This is a genomic window from Vibrio sp. R10-SG3-ISO3 (assembly GCF_059834225.1).
Window position 1 is genome coordinate 159270 of record NZ_JCBDHE010000040.1, and the last position, 19430, is coordinate 178699.

At 49.3% G+C, this 19430-nt stretch carries 19 protein-coding genes; 4 read left to right on the forward strand and 15 right to left on the reverse strand.

The window, feature by feature from the left end:
* The first annotated feature begins 25 nt into the window (after nt 1-25).
* Nucleotides 26-2647, forward strand: coding sequence for a bifunctional uridylyltransferase/uridylyl-removing protein GlnD (gene glnD, locus AC6R1A_RS10570; protein WP_500633922.1), 2622 nt, complete (start codon nt 26-28; stop codon nt 2645-2647).
* A 137-nt stretch (nt 2648-2784) separates the two neighbouring features.
* Nucleotides 2785-3168 carry a DUF3461 family protein gene (locus tag AC6R1A_RS10575; RefSeq protein ID WP_334554450.1) on the forward strand — a complete coding sequence of 128 codons (384 nt, stop codon included), beginning with the start codon at nt 2785-2787 and terminating at the stop codon, nt 3166-3168.
* Nucleotides 3169-3260: 92 nt separating this feature from the next.
* On the opposite strand, the gene pgpA is transcribed toward AC6R1A_RS10575, so the two are convergent.
* The 15 genes from pgpA to vcdP form a co-directional block, all read right to left on the reverse strand.
* Complete coding sequence (gene pgpA / locus AC6R1A_RS10580; RefSeq protein WP_487901281.1) at nt 3261-3764, reverse strand: phosphatidylglycerophosphatase A; 504 nt, start codon at nt 3762-3764, stop codon at nt 3261-3263.
* A complete protein-coding gene (thiL, locus tag AC6R1A_RS10585; protein WP_500633923.1) occupies nt 3761-4738 on the reverse strand; it encodes a thiamine-phosphate kinase in 978 nt (325 codons plus the stop codon). The genes pgpA and thiL overlap by 4 nt, the downstream gene beginning before the upstream one ends.
* Before the next feature lie 61 nt (nt 4739-4799).
* Entirely contained in the window at nt 4800-5267 is a 468-nt protein-coding gene (gene nusB, locus AC6R1A_RS10590; protein ID WP_334554444.1) for a transcription antitermination factor NusB, read from the reverse strand.
* The gene (ribH, locus tag AC6R1A_RS10595) at nt 5267-5737 is read right to left on the reverse strand and encodes a 6,7-dimethyl-8-ribityllumazine synthase (RefSeq protein ID WP_053408902.1); all 471 of its coding nucleotides are present in this window, start codon (nt 5735-5737) and stop codon (nt 5267-5269) included. Before ribH ends, nusB begins: the two co-directional genes overlap by 1 nt.
* Nucleotides 5738-5867: 130 nt before the next feature.
* Entirely contained in the window at nt 5868-6974 is a 1107-nt protein-coding gene (gene ribBA / locus AC6R1A_RS10600; protein WP_500633924.1) for a bifunctional 3,4-dihydroxy-2-butanone-4-phosphate synthase/GTP cyclohydrolase II, read from the reverse strand.
* Between the two features lie 48 nt (nt 6975-7022).
* A complete protein-coding gene (locus tag AC6R1A_RS10605; RefSeq protein ID WP_500626545.1) occupies nt 7023-7676 on the reverse strand; it encodes a riboflavin synthase in 654 nt (217 codons plus the stop codon).
* 1 nt (nt 7677) lies between these two features.
* The gene (gene ribD / locus AC6R1A_RS10610) at nt 7678-8778 is read right to left on the reverse strand and encodes a bifunctional diaminohydroxyphosphoribosylaminopyrimidine deaminase/5-amino-6-(5-phosphoribosylamino)uracil reductase RibD (RefSeq protein ID WP_500633925.1); all 1101 of its coding nucleotides are present in this window, start codon (nt 8776-8778) and stop codon (nt 7678-7680) included.
* Between the two features lie 26 nt (nt 8779-8804).
* Complete coding sequence (gene nrdR / locus AC6R1A_RS10615; RefSeq protein WP_334554434.1) at nt 8805-9254, reverse strand: transcriptional regulator NrdR; 450 nt, start codon at nt 9252-9254, stop codon at nt 8805-8807.
* Between the two features lie 103 nt (nt 9255-9357).
* Nucleotides 9358-10608 (reverse strand): glutamate-5-semialdehyde dehydrogenase, encoded by a 1251-nt coding sequence (locus AC6R1A_RS10620; protein WP_500633926.1) that lies wholly within the window; start codon nt 10606-10608, stop codon nt 9358-9360.
* 19 nt (nt 10609-10627) lie between these two features.
* Entirely contained in the window at nt 10628-11761 is a 1134-nt protein-coding gene (gene proB, locus AC6R1A_RS10625; protein WP_500633927.1) for a glutamate 5-kinase, read from the reverse strand.
* Between the two features lie 137 nt (nt 11762-11898).
* The gene (gene crl, locus AC6R1A_RS10630) at nt 11899-12288 is read right to left on the reverse strand and encodes a sigma factor-binding protein Crl (protein WP_500633928.1); all 390 of its coding nucleotides are present in this window, start codon (nt 12286-12288) and stop codon (nt 11899-11901) included.
* Nucleotides 12289-12393: 105 nt separating this feature from the next.
* On the reverse strand, nt 12394-13641 hold the full coding sequence (frsA, locus tag AC6R1A_RS10635; protein WP_500633929.1) for an esterase FrsA: 1248 nt from the start codon (nt 13639-13641) through the stop codon (nt 12394-12396).
* 121 nt (nt 13642-13762) lie between these two features.
* Nucleotides 13763-14227, reverse strand: a complete 465-nt coding sequence (gene gpt / locus AC6R1A_RS10640; protein WP_487901288.1) for a xanthine phosphoribosyltransferase — start codon at nt 14225-14227, stop codon at nt 13763-13765.
* A 214-nt stretch (nt 14228-14441) separates the two neighbouring features.
* Complete coding sequence (locus tag AC6R1A_RS10645) at nt 14442-15734, reverse strand: NCS2 family permease (protein WP_500631741.1); 1293 nt, start codon at nt 15732-15734, stop codon at nt 14442-14444.
* Between the two features lie 455 nt (nt 15735-16189).
* A complete protein-coding gene (gene vcdP, locus AC6R1A_RS10650; protein ID WP_500631742.1) occupies nt 16190-16354 on the reverse strand; it encodes a small protein VcdP in 165 nt (54 codons plus the stop codon).
* A gap of 369 nt (nt 16355-16723) precedes the next feature.
* Here vcdP and AC6R1A_RS10655 point away from each other — a divergent pair, with 369 nt between their 5' ends.
* Both AC6R1A_RS10655 and rimK read left to right on the forward strand, forming a co-directional pair.
* Nucleotides 16724-18196, forward strand: a complete 1473-nt coding sequence (locus tag AC6R1A_RS10655) for an aminoacyl-histidine dipeptidase (RefSeq protein ID WP_500633930.1) — start codon at nt 16724-16726, stop codon at nt 18194-18196.
* Between the two features lie 323 nt (nt 18197-18519).
* The gene (rimK, locus tag AC6R1A_RS10660; RefSeq protein WP_500633931.1) at nt 18520-19425 is read left to right on the forward strand and encodes a 30S ribosomal protein S6--L-glutamate ligase; all 906 of its coding nucleotides are present in this window, start codon (nt 18520-18522) and stop codon (nt 19423-19425) included.
* Nucleotides 19426-19430 lie beyond the last annotated feature (5 nt).

Sequence of the window (19430 nt, forward strand, 5' to 3'; positions counted from 1 at the left end):
ATTTTTTGCTGCATGGATTCGCTGTATGCCCTTTCAAACCCCTTTAGCGCTCGACGAGTCGCAACTCTCCGTCGCCGAGCTTAAACAGCAACTGGAACAGTTTGCTGAACATCAAAAGAATGAATTTCTCAACCATCACCCAGTGACTGACCTTGTCCTAGGTCGCTCTGACTACATTGATTTGCTATTAAATCGACTGTGGCAACATTTCGGTTTCGCCAACTTACCCAACATCAGCTTAGTTGCGGTAGGCGGTTATGGCCGCGGTGAGCTACACCCGCTCTCGGATATTGATATCCTGATTGTCTCTCGCCATACCTTACCGGAAGCGCTGGCCGCCAAAGTCAGCGAATTTATTACCCTGCTGTGGGATTTGCGCCTGGAGATTGGTCACGCCGTGCGTACGGTTGAGCAATGCGCGCAAATCGGCCGAGAAGACCTAACCGTTGCCACTAACTTACAAGAAGCCCGCTTGTTGTGTGGCTGTGAAGAGACCTTCCACAAGCTGAAGATGGAAATCCATTCAGAGAGCTTCTGGCCAAGCGAAATCTTCTATCAAGCGAAAGTACAAGAGCAACGTGAGCGCCATGCGCGCTATCACGACACCACCTACAATCTGGAGCCCGATATTAAGTCAACTCCAGGCGGACTGCGGGATATTCACACCTTAAGCTGGGTCGCAAGGCGCCATTTCGGGGCCACTTCTTTGTTAGAGATGAGTAAATATGGCTTTCTCACTGACGCGGAATATCGTGAGTTGGTCGAATGCCAAGATTTCCTTTGGCGCGTGCGTTTTGCCCTGCATCTACAGTTAAAGCGCTACGACAACCGCCTCACCTTTGCCCACCAAGCCCAAGTTGCCGAGCTGCTCGGTTTTCAAGGTGAGGGTAATCGAGGTGTGGAGAAAATGATGAAAGAGTTCTACCGCACGCTGCGCCGTGTGGCTGAACTCAACAAAATGCTGCTTAAGTTGTTCGACCAAGCGATTCTGGACAATGGGATTGAGGCCGAGCCTATCATTCTCAGTGAGGACTTTCAGCGCCGAGGACACCTAATAGAAGCGCGTAAACCTGCATTGTTCCAAGCGCGTCCTGAAACCATTCTGGATATGTTTTTACATATCGCCAACGATTCCACCATTGATGGCGTCGCACCCTCAACCATGCGCCAACTTCGCACCGCTCGGCGCCGTTTGAACAAGTTTCTTCACACTATCCCAGCGGCGCGTGAAAAGTTTATGGATCTATGCCGGCACCCGAACGCCCTCACTCGCGCCTTTACTCTGATGCACAAACTCGGAGTGTTAGCCGCCTACTTACCGCAATGGAGTCAAATTGTCGGTCAGATGCAGTTCGACTTATTCCACGTCTACACCGTCGATGAGCACAGCATGCGCTTGCTGAAACACATTCACACCTTTAGCTTTGCGCAAAATCACGACAAGCATCCGATCTGCTGTGAAATCTACCCACGAATTCAAAAGAAAGAGCTGTTGATCCTAGCGGCGATTTTCCATGATATCGGTAAGGGACGTGGCGGCGATCACTCGGTGATTGGCGAAGGGGAAGCCTATGATTTCTGTATTGAGCATGGTTTGTCGAAACCTGAGGCCAAACTGGTTTCTTGGTTGGTTCGTCATCACCTCTTGATGTCTGTCACCGCTCAGCGCCGAGATATTTACGATCCTGAGGTGATCACTGAGTTTGCCAAGCAAGTGCGAGATGAAGAGTATCTGGAGTACCTCGTCTGTCTAACCGTCGCTGATATCTGCGCCACCAACCCTGAACTTTGGAACAGCTGGAAACGCACACTGCTCGCTGAGCTTTTTTACTCGACGCAACGTGCCTTACGCCGCGGTTTAGAGAACCCTGTCGATGTGCGTGAGCGTATCCGTCACAACCAGCAGTTAGCTTCTGCCCTGCTGCGCAAAGAGGGATTCAGTGCCAGAGAGATCGAAGTACTGTGGCAACGCTTTAAAGCCGACTACTTCTTAAGACACACCCATAAACAAATTGCGTGGCACTGCGCACATCTACTGCGCCATGACGATCCGGCTAAGCCATTAATCTTAATCTCTAAGAAAGCAACCCGAGGCGGAACGGAAGTGTTTGTCTACAGTAAAGACCAACATGCTCTGTTTGCGACAGTGGTGGCCGAGTTAGATAGGCGCAATCTCAACGTTCACGATGCGCAGGTCATGACCAGTAAAGATGGCTATGTGTTAGATACCTTTATGGTGTTGGATCAACACGGTGAGGTCATTGATGAGACGCGCCACAAGGCACTGATTAAGCACTTGGTCCACGTTCTCGAAGATGGTCGCCCAACCAAGATCAAAACCCGTCGAGTGCCTCGTAACCTGCAGCACTTCAAGGTGAAAACACAAGTCGACTTTCTGCCGACTAAGAGTAAAAAGCGTACCTTGATGGAGTTTGTGGCCCTCGATACACCAGGACTGCTTGCCACGGTAGGGGCGACGTTTGCCGAATTGAATCTCAACCTGCACGCCGCCAAAATCACCACTATTGGTGAGCGGGCTGAGGACTTGTTCATTATCACTAGTGATCACACCGGCAAGCTCAGCGAAGAAGAAGAGCAACGACTGCGTGAGACCTTGATCAAGAACGTGGCGGAGTTGGCGCCGTAAGCGATCTCGTCCACAAGTTGCAAAGCTGATTAAAAAACAACTATCTACCACGATCATAGGCTGCTACATTAACCTATGAACACTTTGTTTCCCTTCCCGGATGGGAAGGGGTTACTACAACACAAAAGAGGTAGCTTATGTTTCCAAACCTCACTGGTTTAGGTATTCACGAGCCTAAGCAAATTGAGCGCTATTCACTTCGTCAAGAAGCGCACAAGGATGTGTTAAAGATCTATTTTCGTAAGCAAAAAGGCGAATTGTTTGCGAAAAGCGTAAAATTCAAATATCCCCGCCAAGTCAAAAACGTACTCGTCGACAGTGGCAGTCACCAATACAAAGAAGTGACTGAGATTAATCGCAATTTAACGCTGGTTATCGATGAATTAAACCAAATCACGCGACCAGAAAAAGCGGCTGAAACGGATGTGAAACAGAAAATCTTGTCCGATCTTCGTCACTTAGAGAAAGTGGTCGCCAGCAAGATTGCCGAGATTGAAGCCGATTTAGAGAAGCTGAAATAAGCGTACTCTCAACCTAGAAAGACAAAGGACAGCGCAGTCGCTGTCCTTTTTTATTGCGTTCCATATCTTGCTGTCTCTATGACTGAGCTCTGCTATAGCCAGCCTGCATATCGACCAATGAGATAGAGTGATACCGCGGCCATGACGCCAGCGACGATATCATCAATCATAATCCCCAAGCCGCCGTGAATACGCTTATCGAGCCAGCCGATCGGCCAAGGCTTGACCATATCGAAAAATCGAAACAAGACAAATCCAGTCAACAGCCACTTCCAATCCGTCGTCGACAGATTAAATAGAGGCACCACCAGCATGGTGATCCAAAAGCCAGCAAACTCATCCCAGACAATCGAACCGTGATCATGCACGCCCATGTCATCAGACGTCACTTGGCAAATTTTGACGCCAATCCAGCAAGAAAACAGCACCGCCACAATATAGAGTGGTAACGGCAGCTGGACCAAAAGAAGATAAAAAGGCACCGCAGCTAAAGTGCCCATGGTGCCGGGGACGATAGGGGAGAGTCCGCTGCCAAAACCTGTCGCAAGCAGATGCCACGGGTTTTTCAGCGAAATAAGTGCTAAGGGATTTGTCATACTGATTCACTAAAATGATCATAGCCTTGTCGTGGCCATGTCATTGGTTGTCCTTTTGAGTGAAGTTCCCAGTGACCCTGTGGGCGAATTTGGCCGATACAGGTCACCTTACAATTACAGTGTGCCAGCGCACTCTCAATCGAGCCACGATTGGCCTCGCTGACGGTAAAACAGAGTTCGTACTCTTCGCCGCTCGACAACGCCATTTGCTGAGCACGTTCGGTGCTGGCCAAAAATGTCACCAGTTCATTAGAAACAGGAAGCGTGCTCACGTCAAGGCTTGCTCCAACCTCTGAGAGTTCAAGAATATGCCCAAGGTCAGCAATTAACCCATCAGAGATATCGACCGCGGCACTGGCGAGCCCCAACAAGGCTTGTCCGACCAAGACGCGCGGCGTTGAATAGTAGTGTCGATGTACTAACTCGCCTGCCAAGGGCTTTTGGGCCAAGCTTGGGTCAAGGATCACATCTAACCCCGCTTGGCTATCACCAAGCTCTCCGGTGACGTAGATCCAATCCCCTACTTGGGCCCCATCTCGGCGTAGCGCTTTGCTTGGGTCTACGTATCCCTGTACTGTTAAGGTCATACTGAGCGGGCCTTTGGTGGTGTCTCCGCCAATCAGTTGAATATCGAAATAGTCCGCCAATTGGTAGAATGCATCACAAAATCTGCTCAACCAAGACTCATCGGCCTCAGGTAGGGTGAGCGCCAACGACACCCAAGCAGGCGTTGCCCCCATCGCCGCTAAATCACTGATGTTGGACGCCAGCGCTTTGTGCGCAACAGCGTGAGGATCGGCGTCGAGGAGGAAATGGGTTCCCGCGACTAAGGTATCAGTGCTGATTGCAATCGCCAGATCACTGCCTGGTGGTTGGACTAGCGCACAGTCATCGCCTGCCGCCAACAGCACGTCTTTGCGCTGCCCTTGTCGACCAACAAAATATCGATTAATTAGGTTAAATTCACCCGCCATAGAGAATTTCTCACATAAAAAAGGTCAGCGCTTGCTGACCTTTTATCTCAAAACTACTGAGTTACTTTTTACGTACGTGTGGTGCGGCTTTATCCAGCACACCATTGACGAATTTGTGGCTATCTTCTGCAGCAAACACTTTTGCCAACTCAATCGCTTCGTTGATGACCACTTTGTAAGGAACATCTTCGCGGCGAGTCATTTCATACATCGCAAGACGAAGCAACGCAAGCTCCATCATGTCCAAATCTTGCATTGGACGCGCAGTGTATGGACGAATTTTGCTGTCTAGCTCTGTGTGACTTAGCACAACACCTGATAACAGGTCACGGAAGTAGGCAACGTCTGTATCTGGAGCAGAAAGCGCTGGCTCTTGAGCGTGGTGCTCTTCTTCATCGTACTTACCGCCCGATAAGAACTGCTCTTCAATTGTGGCAACATTTTCTTTGGTAATTTGCCAAGAGTAGATTGCTTGTAAAGCAAATCGACGTGCATTACGACGTGCGGCTGGTTTCACACTGGCCCCCATTAGGAATCAATTTCTGATAGAACGTTAATCATCTCAAGTGCGCTTAGTGCAGCCTCTGCACCTTTATTACCAGCCTTGGTTCCTGCGCGCTCAATTGCTTGGTCAATTGTATCAACGGTCAATACGCCAAACGCCACTGGTAAACTGTATTCCAATGAGACTTGAGCAAGACCTTTGTTACATTCACTACAAACATAGTCAAAGTGTGGTGTACCACCACGAATCACCGTACCAAGCGATACGATCGCGTCAAATTTACCGGTTTTTGCAACACGCTGAGCAACCAATGGCAGTTCAACTGCACCAGGGCAACGCACAACGGTGATGTTCTCTTCGCTAACTTGTCCATGACGCTTTAAAGTATCGATTGCACCAGACAATAGACTTTCGTTAATAAAACTGTTGAAACGAGAAATAACGATAGCAATTTTTGCATTTGGCGCTGGGAAGCCACCCTCGATCACTTTCATAAGCTTTCCTTTAACTATATTCATCAAGTGAGAATCGCCGGATTCTAGCACAAATTTGTGAGCAATATCTAATGGAAATTCGCACCGACTGGGGAGGTGGCAGACGATGCCACCTTCCACTCAATCTTGCTTATTCGCAGATGTACTCAACGACATTCAAACCAAAACCACCCAATGCATGGTATTTTTTGTTGGTCGATGACAGCAGACGCATATCATGCACGCCGAGATCCGCAAGAATTTGCGACCCAACGCCCACGCGACGTGATGTGCCTTGACGCTTGGCCAGCGTCGGCGCTTCCCCTTTGTCTTGCGCTTCAAACATCTTCACGCGGTGGATGAGTAAATCGGTCGACTCTTCGTTGCCCAAAATCACCAATACGCCGCCCTCTTCACCGATGCGCTTCATCGCCGCATCCAGGCTCCAGCTGCGGTCTGCGTTCCGGTTACTGTGCAGCAAGTCGGTAAAGGTATCTTGTAAATGGACACGCACCAATGGGGTTTGTGTCATCTCACCTTTGCAGAGCGCGTAATGGACTTGGTTGTCAATAACATCACGGTATGTGACCAATTTGAACTCACCAAACTCCGTCGGCAATTGGCACTCTGCTACGCGCTCAATGGTGGTTTCCGTGTTGTTGCGATACTCAATCAGATCGGCAATGGTGCCCAGTTTGATGTCGTGCTTTTGCGCAAACACTTCCAGATCAGGGCGACGCGCCATCGTGCCGTCATCGTTAAGGATTTCAACAATCACGCCTGCGGGCTCAAGACCTGCAAGGCGAGCCAAATCACAGCCTGCTTCGGTGTGACCTGCGCGCGTTAACACGCCACCTTCTTGCGCCGCCAGCGGGAAAATGTGCCCGGGCTGAACGAGATCCGCCGCTTTGGCGTCTTTTGCCACTGCAGCTTGCACTGTACGGGCGCGGTCGGCGGCAGAGATGCCCGTTGTCACCCCTTCAGCAGCCTCAATCGACACCGTGAAGTTGGTGGTGTACTGCGCGTTATTGTCTTGCACCATGGGTGGCAATCCGAGCTTTTCACAGCGTGATTTGGTCATGGTCAAACAGATCAAACCGCGACCGTGGGTTGCCATAAAATTGATCGCTTCCGGCGTGACGTGCTCCGCCGCCATGATCAAATCGCCCTCATTTTCACGATCTTCATCATCCATGAGGATGACCATTTTACCCGAGCGAATGTCGTCGATGATTTCTTGAGGCGTACTAATTGGCATGATTCTGTTCCTTATTATTGGCGCGGCTTTTGCGGACGTTCGACGTCACTACGCAAATCCGTTTTGTTGTAAGAATTCGAGTGTTAGGGTGGATTCTGGCTGTGCCGAGGTAGAAGCGGTTAATAGACGCTCCATATAACGGGCCAAGACGTCGACTTCGAGATTAACTTTACGCCCGACGTGGAAGTCGGCGATGGTGGTCTCTTCTCCCGTATGCGGCACGATAGTGAGCTTGAAAGCGTTTTTACGCAGCGCATTCACGGTTAAGCTAATTCCATCAACCGTGATGGAGCCTTTCTCTGCCACGTATTTCGCGATGGATTCCGGCATCGAGACCCAGAACTCAATCGCGCGACCGACACTGTTGCGCTCAACGATCTCGCCAACACCGTCCACATGGCCGGAGACAATATGACCGCCGAATCGAGTGGTCGGCAGCATGGCTTTTTCAAGGTTAACTTTGTCACCCGCTTGATAATCAGCAAAGCCGGTTTTTTGCAGTGTCTCGAGGGATAAATCGGCGCTGTAACTGGTCGCGGTGTAATCCACCACCGTTAAGCAGACACCATTGGTCGCAATACTGTCGCCCAGTTTGACATCGCTCATGTCCAATTTACCGACCTCGACGGTCACACTGATGTCTTCCCCTTTTGGGGTGATGGCAGATAGGATCCCTACTGCCTCTACAATACCTGTAAACATATTAGGATTCTTTGTTAGCTAGTTTGGCGACAACACGAATGTCTTTGCCGACCATACGAATATCTTGAATATCGAGCTCGATGCATTCACTCATGGCACCAAGCCCTAAAGCACCGAGCAGGCCTCGTCCATCACTGCCCATCAGTTTAGGCGCGACGTAGAGAATCAGCTCATCCACCAATCCCGCTTTGAGCACACTTTGCGCAAGCGTTGGGCCCGCTTCAATCCATAGCTGATTGATGTTGTGATCTTGGGCTAAGCTGGCGAACGTAGCAAAGAGATCCACACGTCCATCATCCCCGAGCGGTGCGTTGAGAGCGCCATTTGGCCCCACCACCAGCACCTCGCCCGGTGTATTAAAGAGTTTAAGCTCTGGATGAAGCTGCCCTTGCCGGTCCAAAATGACACGCACTGGCTGACGGAGATCGGTGGGTGAGTATTGAAGTTTCAGCGACGCAGGCAAGTCATCAAAACGGACATTGAGTGAAGCATCATCGGCGATCACCGTTTGGCTAGTGGAGAGAATCGCACTGCTTTGCGCTCGGTAGCGCTGCACATCCTGACGGGCTTCTGGACTGGTGATCCATTGGCTCTCCCCATTACTTAGCGCCGTTTGTCCATCAAGGCTCGCCGCCAGTTTCAATTGTACATAAGGCATTTTGCTGTGCATGCGCTTTAGGAAGAATGGGTTTAACGCCACGGCATCTTGTTCGAGCAGCCCGACTTGGACCTCAATACCCGCGGCGCGCAGCATTTCAATACCACGACCTGCTACTTGCGGATTAGGATCTTGCATCGCGCAGACAACCTTCGCGACTTGGGCATTGATCAAACCTTCCGCGCAAGGCGGCGTGCGACCATAGTGGGAGCATGGCTCCAAGGTAACATACGCGGTCGCCCCTTGCGCCTTGTCGCCTGCCATACGCAACGCATGCACCTCAGCATGAGGCTCACCGGCTCGAAAGTGGAAACCTTCCCCGACAATGTCGCCATCTCGGGTAATGACACAGCCAACATTAGGATTCGGCGCTGTGGTGTATTTCCCCCGCTGTGCGAGTTCAATGGCGCGCGCCATCATTTGATAATCTTGTGCACTAAACATGCTCGCCTTTCACCACGCTTAACCGTTTAATCTTCGAGCTTGGCGATCTCTTCACCAAACTCACGAATATCTTCAAAGCTGCGGTACACAGACGCGAAACGAATGTAAGCCACTTTGTCGAGCTCTTTCAACTGCTCCATGACCAGATTGCCGATCATCTCACTCGGCACTTCTCGTTCCCCCGTCGCACGCAACTTAGACTTGATCATGCTGATGGCCAACTCGACGGCATCGGCACTCACCGGACGCTTCTCAAGCGCTCGTTGCAAACCACCAATCATTTTATCTTCATTGAATGGCTCACGATTTCCGTTGGACTTGATGACTTTCGGCATCACCAATTCCGCGGTTTCAAAGGTAGTGAATCGTTCACTGCACGCTAAACACTGCCTGCGGCGGCGCACCTGGTGGCCGTCAGCTACAAGACGAGAGTCGATCACTTTAGTATCGTTCTCAGAACAAAAAGGACAATGCATATCACCTCCATATTAGTGGCAAACAGTGTAACGGAAATCCAAGAAGTTAGAAAAGCAAAAGGGGCAAACTTGCCCCTTTTTCAAATGGTGTCTGGTGAAAGTGTTAACTGCGCGGCAAGTAGTTCGCTTTACCGACCCATTTGTAGCTGGTGAGCTCTTCTAGACCCATAGGACCGCGTGCGTGCAATTTCTGGGTCGACACGGCAACTTCAGCCCCAAGGCCAAACTGCGCACCATCAGTAAATCGCGTCGCTGCGTTGACATACACCGCCGCCGAACCCACTGAGTTAATGAAACGCTCTGAATTTTCCAAGCTGTTGGTCATGATCGCATCGGAGTGACTCGCGTTGTGAACGCGCATATGGTCGATCGCCTCATTGACATCCGCCACCACTTTCACGCCTAAGGTGTAACTCAACCATTCGGTGTCAAAGTCGCCCTCTTTCGCGTCGCGAAGATCGCGTGCGCCCGCCATCAAGGCTTTCGCTTTAGGTTCTGCGACAAACGCGACACTCTCGTTTATGCGCTCAACAATCATAGGCAGAAAACGTTCCGCGACCGCTTGATGGACCAATAAGGTGTCTAGCGAGTTACATGCTGATGGACGCTGTACTTTGGAGTTTTCCACCACATCGAGCGATTTTTCTAGATCCGCACTCTCATCAACAAAAATGTGGCTAATGCCAAATCCACCGATGATGACAGGAATCGTACTGTTCTCTTTACACATTTTGTGTAAGCCTGCGCCGCCTCTTGGGATGATCATATCCACGTACTCATCCAGTTTGAGTAGCTGAGAGACCCATTCGCGATCTGGATTTTCAATGTACTGAACCGACGCCGCAGGCAACCCAGCTTTGGCCAGTGCAGATTGGATGACCTTCACCAACTCCATATTGGAGTAAAACGTCTCTTTACCACCACGCAAAATACTCGCATTGCCGGTTTTTAAACACAGCGCAGCAATATCGATAGTGACATTAGGGCGCGCTTCATAAATCACACCGACCACACCGAGCGGCACACGACGGCGAGAGAGAGACATGCCGTTCTCTAGCACCTTGCTGTCTATCTCACTGCCAACAGGATCATTGAGGGTGATCACATTGCGCACATCATTGGCAATACCGCTCAAGCGCTCAGGATTGAGCAGCAGACGGTCAAGCAGGGCATCGGTCAACCCCGCTTCGCGGCCCAGTTCGATGTCCTTAGCATTGGCAGCAAGAATAAGGTCTGCATTGGCTTCCAATTCATCAGCGATGATCGCTAGGGCTTGGTTCTTCTGTTTCGTTGATGCGGTGGCAAGTTGAAAAGCAGCGTCTTTTGCTGCCTTGCCCATTGAAATAAGTTCCACTCTTGGCTCCTTCGTCTGATTATTCTTGGATAACGACCATATCGTCGCGGTGCAGCACTTCACTACCGTAGTCGTAACCGAGGATAGCGATAATATCTTTACTGTGCTTGCCGATAATTTTGGCCATGTCTTGGCTAGAGTAGCTAGCGATACCTCGCGCGACTAGCTGCCCGTTGGGTGCGGTCACTTGAACCACCTCACCACGAGCAAACTCGCCAGTCACCGCTGTGACGCCTTTAGCCAATAAGCTGCTGCCGTTTTTGATCACGGCACGCACCGCCCCATCATCAATCGTGATGGTGCCTGATGCCGCAGGGCCAGCAAGAATCCAACGTTTACGGTTTTCCAGCGCTTCATCGCATGGCAAAAAGCGCGTGCCTTGCGGCGCTTCACTTAACGAATCAAAGATCACATCTGGCGCGCTACCTGCCGCGATGATGACTTCAATCCCAGCTCGGCGTGCGATATCAGCCGCTTGTAGCTTGGTCGCCATGCCGCCTGTCCCTAAGGTTGTGCTACTGCCGCCGGCGATTTTACGTAGCGTATCGTCGATGGTTTTCACTTCTTTGATCAACTCTGCTGAGGGATCTTTGCGTGGGTCAGCGGTAAACAGACCTTTTTGGTCCGTCAATAGCAACAGTTTGTCTGCACCGCAAAGAATGCCGACCAAGGCAGATAAGTTATCGTTGTCGCCCACTTTGATTTCACTGGTGGCGACGGCATCGTTCTCATTCACAATAGGAATGATGTCGTTATCAACTAAGGCATTGATGGTGTCGCGTGCGTTGAGAAAACGCTCTCTGTCTTCAAGGTCAGCGCGCGTGAGCAGCATTTGACCAATCTTAATGCCGTAAATGCCAAACAAGGCTTCCCAAGTTTGAATCAACTGACTTTGACCAACCGCCGCCAGCAACTGCTTGCTGGCCATCGCATTGGGGAGTGCGGGGTAACCTAAGTGCTCTCGACCTGCGGCAATAGCGCCCGATGAGACCATGACCACTGAATGGCCCTGCTTTTTAAGTTCTGCACATTGACGCGCAAGCTCAACCATATGAGCCCGATCAAGCGCCAAAGTCCCACCAGTGAGTACACTGGTCCCAAGTTTCACTACCACAGTTTTTGGTGATGTGGCAGCGGTGCGTTGCTGATTCATGACACTTCTACTTTGAATGAGAAATAAGGATGGTTAAAAAACTGACCTGTTGTTTTAGCAATCAAATCCGCTTTTCACAAGTAGAAAAGGCGCGATAACGCGCCTTTTTACTAGGATTCAATGTCAATCAATGAAATTTAGACAAATTCGACCGATTGCTGATGCATTTTTACTTCGAGATCAAACTCCGTTGACAAGGTTTCAATCAATTTTTGATGAAACGCTTCTTGGGTTTTGGTGACCTCTTCCACGGCCTTTTTCGGCAAGGGGTCGTCTCGCCATTCACCACTGACATCATAAAGGCCAGTACGGTAACGCGCTTCGTAATAGCCGTCGACTAAGCTAAGCTCAAGCCACCAGCCCCAAAACTCGCGCTTTTCAGGGGATTTCTTGTCGTTGACACACACAGACAGGCAATCAAATAGATACGCCCCTTCCGAACTCTGTACTTCTCGCAGATAGGGACCAATAGCACGCAGTGTGGTTAACAAGCGAAAATGCGTCGGGGTCTTTTTTTCTCCAGTCATAGTGAATCTCCATATTCATTATTATCTGTTGGCTGGAACACGGTGTGACGGACACTTTAGATGCGGTACGTCATTACTTTAGTGTCGTCTAAAAAACCCACAATGTCATCTAATTAGCTCATCTTCTAGCCACTTGATCGCTAAATCGAGGGATTGCTCATATCCTTGTGTAATTGTCTTAGCACTGATTTGCTTCGCTTTGCCGTATTGGCTGTACAAGGCGACTAATCGGTTGTCACTAAAGGGAGAAACAGGATCTCGCTCTAAGTTCATCGCCAAAATAGGCACCTTGGTTTTACGCCCACCTAAGATACCTTGCACCTTCAACGACCATGCCATCAGTTGAATCGCCAGACTGTTGATATCGACAATATTCTTCCCAATGCGCGATGCCAACACGTCCAGATACATCTTGGGCATCTGCTTGATTTTATCCGGAGACGATAAGATGTCATGAATCGGCGCCCCTAGCGTCACGCACGCCTTGATCTTCTCTTGCTCCATAAATGACAAACGCACCATGGCATTGCCACCAAAACGAAACCCGATCAACCCCACTCGGTGATGATCAACCCAAGGAATATCAACCAATTGATTGAGCACAGCCTGATGCAGACAAGAGCTATCATGCGTCAGATTCCAATGGGTGTTGTGACCCATAGACGGCAAATCGATAGTGAGCATCGCGATGCCTTTTTTGGCTAGATGATCGCGAAATAGACGCCACATATCCGTTTGTAGACTATCGAGACCCGCGCTCACCATCACCACAGGTTGTGGCTCATCAGTGCGAGTTAAGTGAAGGTGGGCGACGATTTTTTTATTTTGATGCGGGATCTCTAGCCGTTTGATGGTGTACTTAGTCTGTTTCGCTGCTTCCTCATAAGCATTGCCCGCCAACACTTGCGCCTGAGCGGCGAGCGTATCGTTTTTGAGGTGCGGATAACCAGCGATACTGTAACAAAGGGAGGCGTTAAAGAGCTCATCAGCCGCTTCTTCACCTTTGAGTTGTTGCGCGCGCTTTTGATGCAGCATACCCAACTTTGTCCACTCGAAGTTCCAGTTCCCGCTGTGATAGCCCATCACAGTATCTAGCCACTCATCGTGGGTACGCGAATGCTTTGAGGAGGCCATCGCCGCTAATACGCCTTCGATTTCGATAGGTTGTAGACCTTGCCATGTCCATTGCAGGCGGCGTAAGTTGCGATACCATTTGTAGCCGTCTTCGACACGTTTTTCATCCAGCAGCGCCTGACTTGATGGCATGTAGGCAATCAACTCCGACGTCTCTTTGGCTTTTTTATCTTTGGCAAACAGCGTCTCAGACAGGTTTTTGCTTACTTCTTCCGACATCACATTACTCGTGTATTCGTTCGATTCTTTCATAGTAATAAAAAAAATGACCCAAGAAAGGGTCATTTATCAAGATTCTTTATTGAAATCGCCAATGCATTCACCCAAGAGTGAAAAAGCACTACTTTTGCTTGCGATTGATCGGTTCGATGTATTGAATCGCCATATCCCATGGTTGCTCAATCCAAGTCTCTTGAGCGATATCAACCACGTAGTCATCTAAAAGCTCAGCGCCCGATGGTTTCGCGCACACGGCGATCAATTTCGCTTTCGGGTACAAGTCACGTAGTTTGCGTGCTGTGTCACCACTGTCGACCAGGTCTTCAACGATAAGGTAACCTTCACCGTCACCTTCAGGTGCTTTCAATACGCTCATATCACGTTGGTGATCGTGATCATAGCTTGAAATACAGATGGTATCCACGTAACGAATGCCGAGTTCACGCGCTAAAATAGCGCCCGGTACTAAACCGCCACGGCTTACAGCCCAAATCCCTTTCCATTGCTCGGCAGGCATCTGCTTTTCTGCAAGTTCACGACAGTACGCGTGCATCTGATCCCAAGTGATGATGAATTTTTTACTCATTGTAATAACCTAATAGTTTTGTCCAATCGGCATCCCCTGAAAAACAAGCTAAGTTGATACAACCTACAGCTTGATGCACCAGGCCAAATAGGGGAAAAGCTACGCAAACGATTATTTTACCGGAAGCGGGGGCCAATACCAATGGCGAATTATATTCTCTATAAAACAACGCCACAGCGAAAGCGCTGTGGCGTTGTTGATTCAATGTTTGTGATTAACCAGCGAAGACGTACTTCAGTAAGAAGACTGCCGACAGTACCCAAACGCTCACAGACACGTCGCGTCCTTTACCACTCAGTAACTTAATTGCAGCGTAAGAGATAAAGCCCAGTGCAATACCTTCTGCGATTGAGTAAGTCAGTGGCATCAGCAGACACGTCACCACAACCGGCGCCGCTTCTGTTAGATCACGCCAATCGATGCTGACCAAGCCAGACATCATTAGAATCGCTACGTAGAACAGTGCGCCAGCGGTCGCGTATGGAGGAATCATGCCAGCCAAAGGCGAGAAGAACAGTGCCAACAAGAACAGCACGCCAACAACCACCGCCGTTAAACCAGTACGACCGCCTGCCGCAACCCCTGCCGTAGACTCTACGTAAGACGTGGTGCTTGAGGTACCGAGTACCGCGCCCATTGACGTTGCTGTTGAGTCCGCCAATAGTGCTTTGTTCAAACGTGGTAGTTTACCGTCTTCTTTGATGAAGTTCGCCTTAGTTGCAACACCCACCAGCGTACCCGCCGTATCAAAGAGATCAACAAACAAGAAAGCAAAGACCACTGAGATCATGCCCACTTCAAACACGTCTGCAATGTTCATTTCCATAAAGGTCGGCGCAATGCTTGGTGGTGTCGACATCACTCCGCCCCACTGCACATCACCTACCAATAGACCAAGTGCGGTGATAATAAGGATCGCGATCATCACAGCGCCACGAACGCCGCGGTACACCAAACCGATGGTCAAGAAAAAGCCCAAGGCGGCCAAGGCTGGCGCTAGGTTTGTGATGTGGCCCAAGCCGACCAAGGTCGCTGGATTATCAACGACGATGCCTGAGTTTTGTAGGCCGATAAACGCAAGGAATAGACCAATACCCGCAGAGATACCCGTGCGCAGCGACAATGGGATGGAGTTGATGATCCACTCACGGATTTTGAATACCGAAAGCGCCATGAAGATCAAACCAGAGATAAACACCGCACCGAGCGCGACTTGCCATGAGTGGCCCATACCCAAAACAACGCCATAAGTGAAAAACGCGTTGAGGCCCATACCTGGCGCCAATGCAATCGGGTAGTTAGCGACAAAGCCCATGATAAAACAGCCAATCGCAGCGGCTAAACAGGTCGCAACAAAGACAGCGCCCTTGTCCATCCCTGCATCGGCCAGCATCGCTGGGTTGACAAAAATGATGTAAGCCATTGTCAGGAATGTGGTCACACCGGCAATGATCTCAGTTTTGACATTCGTGCCATTTTCACTGAGTTTGAACAGTTTTTCGAACATGATCGAATCCTAAAAGGGTAAAAAGTAAACGGTTGCGTAATCGATTGGCGGAATTATAAAGTCATCAAATAGTAAATTCCAGATAGAATTATGACTCTAATCAATATTTCGGGTTGTAAATGGGCAACCTATCGCTATAAAAGAGCCACAAACAAAACAAAAACAAAGAAAATTCATAAAGATAGAAAGAAAAGACATCATCATTCAGGCGGTGAACTTTTGTACCATGTTGTAAACTTCCAAATCCAGAACGGCAGTTTGTAACCTGAGTAACACGTGCTTATGTGCATAATATGCAGAGAATGGCATTAATAAGGAGAAATCGGTGAGTTGGCGGATAAAAAAACGCCACTCAAAATGAGTGGCGGTTGAATCATGTCAGCGAAAACGGCGCTGCAAATATATTCCAATATTAGGGGGTGAACATAACGTTCGAGATAAACAAGCTTTCAGTGTTAGTAACCAAAGCTAGTGGGGTAAGTAAAGCTTCCTGTATAAACAGATTTGTTTAGCCAGAACGCTGCACTTGGTAAACCTTTCATAACATCACCTTCTAAATCAATTAAACACATTACAATGATTGATTTCTCAGTTCCTTGGAGGCGATAACTCGGACTCATCCTTTGAGCGTTTTTACTTCGCTGCCGAAGTGGTTACAAATATACCTTATAGAAATTAAATTACAACACCAAAAGTGACAAAAGTCACAAAAATTGCGACTACTGATTCAAATTAAACCTAAACTGTAATTTAATTACATAAAAATCACTAACATCTAAGTTAATCTGTCAGATTGATAATCACATCATTGAATATCCCGTCGATAGAGAGGTAGGCACTTTTCGCTGCAGTTTGCATCAACTCACTTGGGTATCGATCTTGAGAGTGCTATTCTGACCAACATCAAATCGGCAAGTTTGGATGTTTGTGCTACTCATCATTTGGTGCATAAGACAATATTTGCCATCTCTCATTATAAGGAGTTATCCGTGTCTGAGTTCCATTCTGAAATTAGCAGCTTGTCACCAGCGCCTTTGTGGCAGTTTTTCGACAAGATTTGCTCCATTCCTCACCCATCGAAACACGAAGAAGCCCTAGCGCAAATGATCATTGATTGGGCGACCGATCAAGGCCTAGAAGTCAAACGCGATCCAACCGGCAACGTCTTCATCAAAAAACCGGCGACCAAAGGGATGGAGAATAAAAAAGGTGTGGTTCTGCAGGCTCACATTGATATGGTGCCGCAGAAAAACGAAGACACGGATCATGATTTTACCCAAGACCCGATCCAACCTTATATTGATGGTGAGTGGGTCACCGCCAAAGGCACAACTTTGGGTGCGGACAACGGCATTGGTATGGCGTCTTGTCTCGCGGTATTGGCGTCCAATGACATTAAACACGGGCCACTAGAAGTGCTGCTGACGATTGATGAAGAAGCAGGCATGACTGGCGCATTTGGTCTTGAAGCGGGTTGGTTAGAAGGCGACATTCTGCTTAATACCGATTCTGAGCAAGAGGGTGAAGTGTACATGGGTTGTGCCGGTGGTATCGACGGTGAAATGACGTTCGAGATCCAACGCGAAGCTCTGCCCGCGGGCTATGTGACCCGACAGCTTATTCTTAAAGGCTTAAAAGGCGGACACTCAGGCTGTGATATCCACACTGGACGCGGTAATGCCAACAAACTCCTCGCTCGATTCCTAGCAGGTCACGCAAGCGAACTGGATTTGCGCCTGATTGAATTCCGTGGTGGTAGCCTGCGTAATGCAATTCCACGCGAAGCGTTTGTTACGGTCGCCGTCCCTGCTGAAAACGAAGCCAAGCTTGCCGAGCTTTATCAGTTCTACACACAACTGCTTATCAACGAGCTCGGCAAAGTGGAAACTAGCCTTGTCACGTTTAACGAAGCGAGTGAAAGTCAGGAAGGCGTGCTATCTATTAGCGATCAACAGCGTTTTATCGCCGCTTTGAACGCCTGCCCGAATGGCGTGATTCGTATGAGTGACGACATTGAAGGAGTGGTCGAGACCTCATTAAACGTTGGTGTCATTACCACAGAAAAAGAAGCCATTCGCGTTCTCTGCTTAGTTCGCTCTTTGATTGACTCGGGTCGCCAACAAGTTGAAGGCATGCTCACCTCCGTGGCTGAGCTTGCTGGTGCTAAGATCGCTTTCTCTGGCGCCTACCCTGGCTGGAAACCGGATGCGGATTCAGAGATCATGGCCATCTTCCGCGACATGTATGAAGGCATTTACGGTCACAAGCCGAACATCATGGTGATTCACGCCGGTCTAGAGTGTGGTCTATTTAAAGAACCTTACCCCAATATGGATATGGTCTCTTTTGGTCCTACCATTAAGTTCCCTCACTCACCAGATGAGAAGGTTAAGATTGATACCGTGGCGCTCTTTTGGGAGCAAATGGTCGCCCTTCTGGAAGCGATTCCTGAGAAGGCATAGTCTTTCATCTAAACATAGTATTACTGTATTAGCCGAGCTCTTGCTCGGCTTTTTTGTGGCTCAAAATCACCGCACGGCTTGGGCCACTATCGAGCGATAATATTTGTAGTGACGGCAATTAATTTTTGTTAGCCAAGCCATTTATCCCACTGCTAAGGTTCGCGTCCTTACAGCGCTGAGGCGTCATTATTGCCACTTTTCGCGCTGACTCTTTATCTTAAAAGTCACAGGTGCCCGCTCTGGCATCTGAGTTTCTATTGTTTTGTTTGCACTCATTCGGAGACCATCGCCGGATGAGTATTGCCCTATTAGGAAATCACAGCATGAAAATCGGTGTTCTGTCTCGTAACGCTAAACTTTACTCGACCAAGCGTTTACTCGAGGCAGCAAAAGAACGCGGTCACGAAGTGAAGGTTATTGACGCTCTACGTTGTTACATGAATATCAACTCAGACAAACCTGAAATTCATTTCAAAGGCGAAGAGCTGTCAGGGTTTGATGCCATCATTCCTCGTATTGGCGCCTCGGTGACGTTCTATGGCACCGCTGTGTTGCGTCAATTTGAGATGATGGGTGTCTATCCGGTCAACGAGTCCGTGGCGATCACCCGCTCTAGAGATAAGCTTCGTTCCATGCAGTTACTTTCTCGTAAAGGCATCGGTATGCCGATCACCGGTTTTGCCAGCAAACCAGATGATGTGAAAGATCTGTTGGAGATGGTCGGCGGTGCGCCTGTTGTGATCAAGCTTCTAGAAGGAACACAAGGTATTGGCGTAGTGCTTGCTGAAACACGAAAAGCAGCCGAAAGTGTGATTGAAGCGTTTATGGGCTTGAAGGCCAACATCATGGTCCAAGAGTACATTAAAGAAGCCGGCGGCGCCGATATTCGCTGTTTTGTGATTGGCGACAAGGTGATCGCCGCGATGAAGCGTCAAGGGGCGGAAGGTGAATTTCGCTCTAATCTGCATCGAGGCGGCAGCGCATCACTCGTCAAAATCACGCCGCAAGAGCGCCGTACTGCGGTTGCTGCGGCCAAAATCATGGGTCTTAACGTCGCTGGCGTGGATTTGTTGCGCTCAGAACGTGGGCCACTGGTGATGGAAGTGAACTCATCTCCTGGTCTTGAAGGTATTGAAGCCGCAACAGGTAAAGACATTGCAGGGATGATCATCGACTTTATTGAAAAAAATGCGGCGATAAAAGGGACAAAAACACGGGGTCGTGGCTAGTTGAA